Here is a 7,319-nt window from a genome sequence, read left to right on the forward strand (position 1 = left end):
GCGAATGAAGCGTAGCTATTTTACAAATGAACAGAACATCGGCATTCGGAAAGAGTACAAGTTAGGCATTCCGATGATGCAAGCATTTACAAATGGAAAGCTAAATTCGGCGGTATGGATGGTTTCAGGCCAAGCGGTTTCTGGCGGGTGGGTGGTTGCAGGTTCCGCATTCTGACGGTCGGCGATTGCACCAGAGAACAACGCAATCCTATAAGTGCCGGACCAGGGTGAATTGGCATTCAGATCAACCGCATGGCTGTCATGCCGTGCGATGTAGAGAACCGGTTCCGACAGGCTGGAAGGCTTCAAGTCCGAAGCAGCTGCCGGGATCATGCTCGCAGTCGGCGAACTTATTCACATAATGTGCAAACAGCAGAGCTGTAACATAATCTTTAGAAACAAGACTGATTCAAACCGACGACTTTTGGTGGGAAATAAAACAGCATAAAAAACCGCCGCCGCGTATCTCTATGATACAGGGCGACGGTTTCGGGTGGCTACTGGCTGTGATCAGCGAGCCACTTCTTCATAATGGTGATCTCGCCTTCCTGGGCCTTGATCACCTCTTCCGCAAGTTTTCGAACCTCGGGATCCTTGCCGTATTCGAGCACGACTTTCGCCATGTCGATCGCTCCCTGGTGATGAGGAATCATACCGCGCATGAAGTCGACATCGGCGTCGCCCGTATACTCTACCATCATGTCTTTCATCATGGTATCCATGGCGACTGTAAAGGCCTTTGTCGAAGGGCTGTCGGACGAAGGCTTCTGCATTGCGGACATATCGTGACCCTGCATGGCATTATCCGTGTTCATCTGGCTCTGTGCGATCGCCAAGCCTGCGCTGATCGCGAGCGCACCCGCGATGAATATCGGCGTGAGCTTGTTCATGATCTTGTTCCTGTTCAGTTAGCGGTTGCGGGATAACCTGCCTCTTCGAGAACCTTCAAGACAGATGCCAGCGTTGCAGTCGTTTCGACCTTGACCTCACGCGCTGCCGGATTGGTGTCGACCTTGGCGCCGGAATCCACCGACTGGATCGCCATAGTGATCGATTTGGCGCACCCACCGCAGGTCATGCCTTCGATTTTCAGTTCCATGAGATTTCTCCTTGTTTGGGTCTCATGGCATTCAAAATGGTGCTTCCAACGGTGGGAAGGTCAAGTGGAAAAAAACAAGAAAAATGCTATTGACCTTCCCATGGTTGGAAGCCTCATATTCGGTCCGAACCTGAATTTCGGAACGAGAAAGGAGGCAGCTATGAATGCTCCTGTTCGAGCTGCAGAGACGAAAAACGCAGCAATATCACTGCCAATTGAAGGCATGACCTGCGCGTCCTGTGTCGGGCGTGTCGAAAGGGCTCTCAAGGCTGTTCCAGGCGTCAAGGATGCAGTCGTCAATCTGGCGACAGAGAAGGCAAGCATTACGACCAGCATTCCGGTCGATGCAGTCACCCTTGTCAAAGCCGTCGAGAACGTAGGCTATAATGTTTCGCCGAGTTTTATCGTGTCGGCACCGGCTTCGCTTGAGTTTTCGATCGAAGGCATGACCTGCGCATCATGCGTGGGACGGGTTGAAAAGGCCCTTAGGGCTGTGCCCGGCGTCACCAATGCTGCGGTCAATCTTGCGACTGAAAGGGCCACCGTCCAGGGCACTGCTGATGCGTCCGCCATCATAGCGGCCATAGAACATGCCGGCTATGACGCCAAAGTGATTGCTGCGGTAACCGGAACAGGTCCCGGCGAGGCGGATGACCGTACCGAGAAGAAGGAAGCGGAGCGCCGCGAACTGACCCGCGATTTCACCATCGCGGCAGTATTGACGGCGCCTGTCTTCATTCTTGAGATGGGATCGCATCTCATACCGGGCGCACATGCCCTGATCGCTTCAACCATCGGCCTGCAGAACAGCTGGTATCTCCAGTTCATACTGACGACACTGGTGCTTTTCGTGCCGGGCATTCGCTTTTATGACAAGGGGCTGCCTGCACTCTGGCGCCTGGCTCCCGATATGAATTCACTTGTCGCTGTTGGATCGCTGGCAGCTTACGGCTATTCGCTGGTCGCAACCTTTGCACCCGGTTTTCTGCCCGCTGGAACCGTGAACGTCTATTATGAGGCCGCCGCCGTTATCGTGACGCTCATCCTGCTTGGCCGATTGCTCGAGGCTCGCGCCAAGGGTCGCACCTCCGAAGCCATCAAGCGTCTTGTCGGTCTTCAGGCCAAGACTGCGCGCGTGCGCCGGGATGACAAGACAATCGAACTGCCGATCGATGCCGTACAATCGGGAGATATCGTGGAAGTTCGCCCGGGCGAGCGTGTTCCGGTCGATGGCGAACTCGTCGAGGGTGAAAGCTTCGTCGATGAATCGATGATTACCGGTGAACCCATTCCGGTATCCAAGACCAGCGGCAGCGAGGTCGTGGCTGGAACTGTGAACCAGAAGGGCGCCTTTGCAATCCGCGCAACAGCAGTTGGCGGCAATACGGTGCTTTCGCAAATCATCCGTATGGTCGAGGAGGCGCAAGGCTCGAAGCTGCCGATTCAGGCAATCGTTGACAAGGTCACCATGTGGTTTGTGCCTGCAGTCTTTGCGGTAGCAGCACTTACTTTCGCAGCATGGTTTTATTTCGGGCCGTCACCCGCACTCACCTTTGCGCTGGTCAACGCCGTCGCCGTCCTGATTATTGCCTGCCCATGCGCTATGGGTCTTGCAACGCCAACCTCGATCATGGTCGGCACTGGACGCGGTGCCGAGCTTGGCGTTCTCTTTCGCAAGGGTGAAGCGCTGCAGCAGCTTAAAGACGCCAAGGTTGTGGCGGTCGACAAGACAGGTACACTGACGGAAGGAAAGCCGTCCTTGACCGATTTCGAACTGGCCACCGGTTTCGACCGGACCAGCGTGTTGGGTCTCGTCGCGGCCGTCGAAGCCAAGTCGGAACATCCAATCGCCCGTGCAATCGTGGACGCGGCAGAGGCAGAGAATATTTTCATGCCCAATGTATCGGATTTCGAGTCGGTAACGGGATTTGGTGTCAAGGCTATGGTCGACGGCAAACCTGTCCAGATCGGCGCAGATCGTTACATGGTGGAGCTTGGCCACGACGTTACAGCTTTTTCCGGAATCGCTGAACGGCTGGGCAATGAGGGCAAGTCCCCTTTATATGCGGCAGTCGACGGCAAACTGGCGGTCGTCATCGCTGTGGCAGACCCAATCAAGGAGACAACACCTGCTGCAATCAAGGCACTGCACGATCTCGGTCTGAAGGTTGCCATGATAACCGGTGACAACAAACGCACTGCGAAGGCTATCGCTGCGCGTCTGGGAATTGACGAAGTCGTGGCGGAAGTCCTGCCGGACGGAAAGGTCGATGCGGTACGACGCCTCAAGACCGAACATGGCAAGGTCGCTTTCGTGGGCGATGGCATCAACGACGCTCCGGCACTGGCCGAGGCGGATGTGGGGCTTGCTATCGGCACCGGCACGGACATTGCCATTGAGGCCGCCGATGTCGTGCTTATGTCGGGCAGTCTTCAGGGTGTGCCGAATGCCATCGCCCTATCCAAGGCGACCATCGGCAATATCCGGCAGAACCTGTTTTGGGCTTTTGCCTACAACACGGCGTTGATTCCGGTTGCGGCAGGCCTGCTTTACCCGGCTTACGGCATCCTGTTGTCGCCTGTTTTCGCTGCTGGCGCTATGGCGTTGTCCAGCGTCTTTGTGCTCGGCAATGCACTTCGACTCAAGACCTTCAAGGTCCCGAACTGATGGAGCATGACGGCCCATCCCGTATTCGGAATGGGCCGTCATTTGATTGTGGGAGTGACTACATGAATATCGGACAAGCGGCTAAAGCATCCGGCGTATCGGCCAAGATGATCCGCTATTACGAGCAGACCGGCCTCATACCTGCTGCCGACCGAACAGCTTCCGGTTACCGCGACTATTCGCACACAGACGTGCACATGCTCCGTTTCATACGGCGAGCCAGAGACCTCGGGTTTGCCGTTGCGGAGATCGGTAATCTTCTCGGATTGTGGCGTGACGAGACGCGACGGAGCGCGGAAGTCAAGCGTCTGGCACAAGGCCATATCGACGAGCTTCAGAGAAAGATCGCCGACTTGCAAGACATGGCCCAGACACTCACGATGCTGGTCAACGCCTGTCGCGGTGACCATCGTCCCCATTGCCCGATTTTGCAGCGACTCGAAACCGATCAGGATAATGAAGATCTTTCGGTTCAACCGCGCAGTGGTGCCATTGCCCGCTCCATGCAGTGAGACTGGCATCACCTTCGGCAAAGTCGGGAACCGAGACCATCTGTTGCCTGTTGTCTCGGGGAGACGATCGTTTCGACTGATGCCAGTCTTCAGCGCATTAAGTTCAGTGAATTGGTCGAAGTGTTCGCAAGAGTGAAATTATAAACCGGAGGAACGCAGATCATGGCGACCCATGCAGCAAAACACGCCGAGCTTTATCGAATGGTGACTGCCGAACACACCTGCCCCTACGGGCTCAAGGCACTCGACCTCCTCAAACGCGAAGGTTACGAGGTCGACGATCATCATCTGACCACGCGCGAGGAGACTGACGCATTCAAGGCCAAGCATGACGTAAAGACGACGCCCCAGACCTTCATCGACGGAAAGAGGATCGGCGGTTATGACGATCTCGTCGGTTTTTTCGGTCGTCAGGTCAAGGACAAGGATGCCGTAAGCTACACGCCTGTGATGGCGCTCTTCGCGATGGCTGCTTTGATGGCATTGGCCGCGAGCTGGGCAGCCTTTGGAAGTTTCCCGGCTGTCCAGACAGCCGAATGGTTCGTCGCTATCGCAATGTGTCTTCTTGCACTGCAGAAACTCAAGGACGTCGATGGTTTTGCCACAATGTTCCTGAACTACGATCTTCTGGCGCAACGATGGGTCCGCTACGCTTATGTTTATCCCTTCGCGGAAGCGCTCGCCGGTATCCTGATGATAGCAGGCGCGTTGATGTGGCTGTCTATCCCGGTCGCCCTTTTCATCGGCGGCATTGGCGCAGTCTCGGTATTCAAGGCTGTTTACATCGACAAGCGCGAGTTGAAATGCGCCTGCGTCGGTGGCGACAGCAACGTACCGCTTGGTTTCGTGTCTCTGACGGAGAACCTTATGATGGTTGCCATGGCGGTCTGGATGATTTTCAAGCCGATGGGCCTCATTCACTGATCGACAGTACCGTCATGCCTTCTGCTCGCTTGCGGAAAGTGCCGCATATTCATCGGCCAGAAAATCGAGAAGGGCGCGCACAGAGGGCAAAAGACCGCGGCGCGACGGAAAGGCGGCATGGATTATGCCGCTGCGGGGTGCCCAGTCGGGTAGAAGATCAACCAATCGTCCTGCCTTCACGTCCTCCTGAATAACCATTGCGGGAAACTGGCAAACACCGATGCCTTGAAGTGCGGCCAGCCGCAGCGCAACCATATCTTCTGTGATCAGAAGCGGTTGATAGGGAATTTCAGCCGTAGCGCCGTTGGGACCAAGTAGGTTCCATTCAAAACTGTTTTGTGATGCCCCCCAGGCAAGACCAGGCATGTCGACAAGGTCGGCCGGCACGGCATTACATCCCTCCTTGACGAATATAGGGCTGGCCACCAGTCGTTGTTCGCTTTCCGCCAGCTTGCGGATGACCAGATCACTATCCTCCAGTGGTGGGAAGCGGACGCGGATGGCGAGATCGAAGCTCTCACGGATAACGTCCACGCGCCGATTTGTGCTTTCCAGATGTACCTTCACCTTGGGATATCGGGCCATGAAACGAGCGATCATTTCACCGACCTGGAAATAGATGACCGATGCCGGGCAACTCACCCGCACCGTGCCTTGCGGTTCCGCACGCATTCTGTCGATTACTTCCAGCGCAGCATCGGCCTCAATCATCATCGCCAGGCAATGGTGATGAAACTCTCGGCCGATCTCAGTTACTGCAAACAGCCGGGTGGTACGTTGAAGAAGGCGGACGCCGAGTTCTTCTTCCAACAAAGCGATCCGGCGGCTCAGCCTGGAGCGCGGCATATCCAGCTTTCGGGCTGCTGCTGAAAAGCCGCCTTGTTCCACGACTTCCACAAAAAGCCGCATATCGTTGAGATCAGCCATGACCGGGTCTTTCATTGTCCTGTTTTCAGGACAGTATAGCCTGAACTTCGATCTACCGGCGCGTTTGTTCCAGATTTATTTTGCTCTCAGACAGTCATTCCAGTGCCCACATGGCAACGAAGCAAATTGGGAAGATCGAGATGAGACAGGTTATCGGCGTTTACAGCAGTCCGTCGCCCCATTGGGTGGGAGATGGATTTCCGGTTCGCTCCATGTTGTCCCACGCGACAATGGGCGAGCATATCAGCCCCTTTCTGCATCTTGATTATGCCGGTCCGGAACAGTTCGCCCCCACCTCAACCCCACGCGGCGTTGGCAGCCATCCCCATCGCGGTTTTGAAACCGTGACCATTGTCTATCAGGGCGAAGTTGAACATCGCGATTCCACCGGAAGCGGAGGACTGATCGGCCCCGGTGATGTACAATGGATGACTGCCGGCGCCGGGATTATGCACGAAGAGCGTCATTCGAGGACGTTTACCGAACAGGGAGGCACGCTGGAAATGGTGCAGCTCTGGGTAAATCTTCCTGCCAAAGACAAGTCCGCACCTGCCGCTTATCAGACGGTACTTGATTGGAATATTCCGACCGTGGTCTTGCCGGATGAAGCCGGAACCGTCCGCGTCATAGCCGGAAATTATGCCGGACATGCCGGACCAGCGCGCACCTTCACACCGATCGATCTTTGGGACCTGCGCCTGAAGCAGGGCGGAAGCGTTGTGTTTGATCTTCCTGATCGACACACGACCGGTCTGGCAATCTTGCGCGGAACGATCACTGTCAACGGCAGCCGGTCGGCACGCGATGCGCAATTCGTTCTGCTCAATCGAAAGGGCGGCAGTTTCGAGGTTACGGCTGACAGCGACGCAACCGTCCTCCTTTTGAGCGGCGAACCGCTTGGAGAGCCGGTCGCCATGCGTGGCCCGTTCGTCATGAATACAAACGAAGAATTGCAGGATGCTTTCGCAGATTTTCGAACAGGGAAATTCGGCGCCATTCCTGCCTGATCCATTCCCATGGTGTCAGTACGAGCCCTGGGTATCCCCGGACCGGAAATGATTTCGGCCCTGAACAAGTCCAAGCCTGAAGAAGGAGACTTAAAATGAGCAGTCCAGCTAACTTTAATGGCCAGCGTCCGGTTATTGATCCCAACGATGCCGTTATGCTTTTGATCGACCATCAGAGCGGC

8 protein-coding genes are annotated in these 7,319 nt (G+C 55.7%); 5 read left to right on the forward strand and 3 right to left on the reverse strand.

Annotation, left to right across the window (positions count from 1 at the left end; all coding sequences use genetic code 11):
- Window positions 1-4: 4 nt before the first annotated feature.
- The gene (locus tag JNC70_RS21305) at window positions 5-175 is read left to right on the forward strand and encodes a hypothetical protein (RefSeq protein WP_167394098.1); all 171 of its coding nucleotides are present in this window, start codon (window positions 5-7) and stop codon (window positions 173-175) included.
- Window positions 176-497: 322 nt separating this feature from the next.
- Here JNC70_RS21305 and copM read toward each other — a convergent pair whose 3' ends face one another.
- Together copM and JNC70_RS21315 are read right to left on the reverse strand one after the other, a co-directional pair.
- Entirely contained in the window at window positions 498-890 is a 393-nt protein-coding gene (copM, locus tag JNC70_RS21310) for a CopM family metallochaperone (protein ID WP_104757213.1), read from the reverse strand.
- 14 nt (window positions 891-904) lie between these two features.
- Window positions 905-1,099, reverse strand: a complete 195-nt coding sequence (locus JNC70_RS21315; protein WP_104757214.1) for a heavy-metal-associated domain-containing protein — start codon at window positions 1,097-1,099, stop codon at window positions 905-907.
- A gap of 160 nt (window positions 1,100-1,259) precedes the next feature.
- Here JNC70_RS21315 and JNC70_RS21320 point away from each other — a divergent pair, with 160 nt between their 5' ends.
- The 3 genes from JNC70_RS21320 (at window position 1,260) to JNC70_RS21330 (ending at window position 5,203) form a co-directional block, all read left to right on the forward strand.
- Window positions 1,260-3,767, forward strand: coding sequence for a heavy metal translocating P-type ATPase (locus JNC70_RS21320; protein ID WP_104757221.1), 2,508 nt, complete (start codon window positions 1,260-1,262; stop codon window positions 3,765-3,767).
- Window positions 3,768-3,829: 62 nt separating this feature from the next.
- Window positions 3,830-4,279: a Cu(I)-responsive transcriptional regulator gene (gene cueR, locus JNC70_RS21325; protein ID WP_104757215.1), complete on the forward strand. Its 450-nt coding sequence runs from the start codon at window positions 3,830-3,832 to the stop codon at window positions 4,277-4,279.
- Window positions 4,280-4,441: 162 nt separating this feature from the next.
- On the forward strand, window positions 4,442-5,203 hold the full coding sequence (locus JNC70_RS21330; RefSeq protein WP_104757216.1) for a MauE/DoxX family redox-associated membrane protein: 762 nt from the start codon (window positions 4,442-4,444) through the stop codon (window positions 5,201-5,203).
- A gap of 12 nt (window positions 5,204-5,215) precedes the next feature.
- On the opposite strand, the gene JNC70_RS21335 is transcribed toward JNC70_RS21330, so the two are convergent.
- A complete protein-coding gene (locus JNC70_RS21335) occupies window positions 5,216-6,130 on the reverse strand; it encodes a LysR family transcriptional regulator (RefSeq protein WP_208623494.1) in 915 nt (304 codons plus the stop codon).
- Between the two features lie 140 nt (window positions 6,131-6,270).
- Here JNC70_RS21335 and JNC70_RS21340 point away from each other — a divergent pair, with 140 nt between their 5' ends.
- Entirely contained in the window at window positions 6,271-7,137 is an 867-nt protein-coding gene (locus JNC70_RS21340; RefSeq protein ID WP_104757218.1) for a pirin family protein, read from the forward strand.
- Window positions 7,138-7,319 lie beyond the last annotated feature (182 nt).

It is taken from the genome of Brucella oryzae (assembly GCF_041929965.1).
Lineage (GTDB): Bacteria > Pseudomonadota > Alphaproteobacteria > Rhizobiales > Rhizobiaceae > Brucella > Brucella oryzae.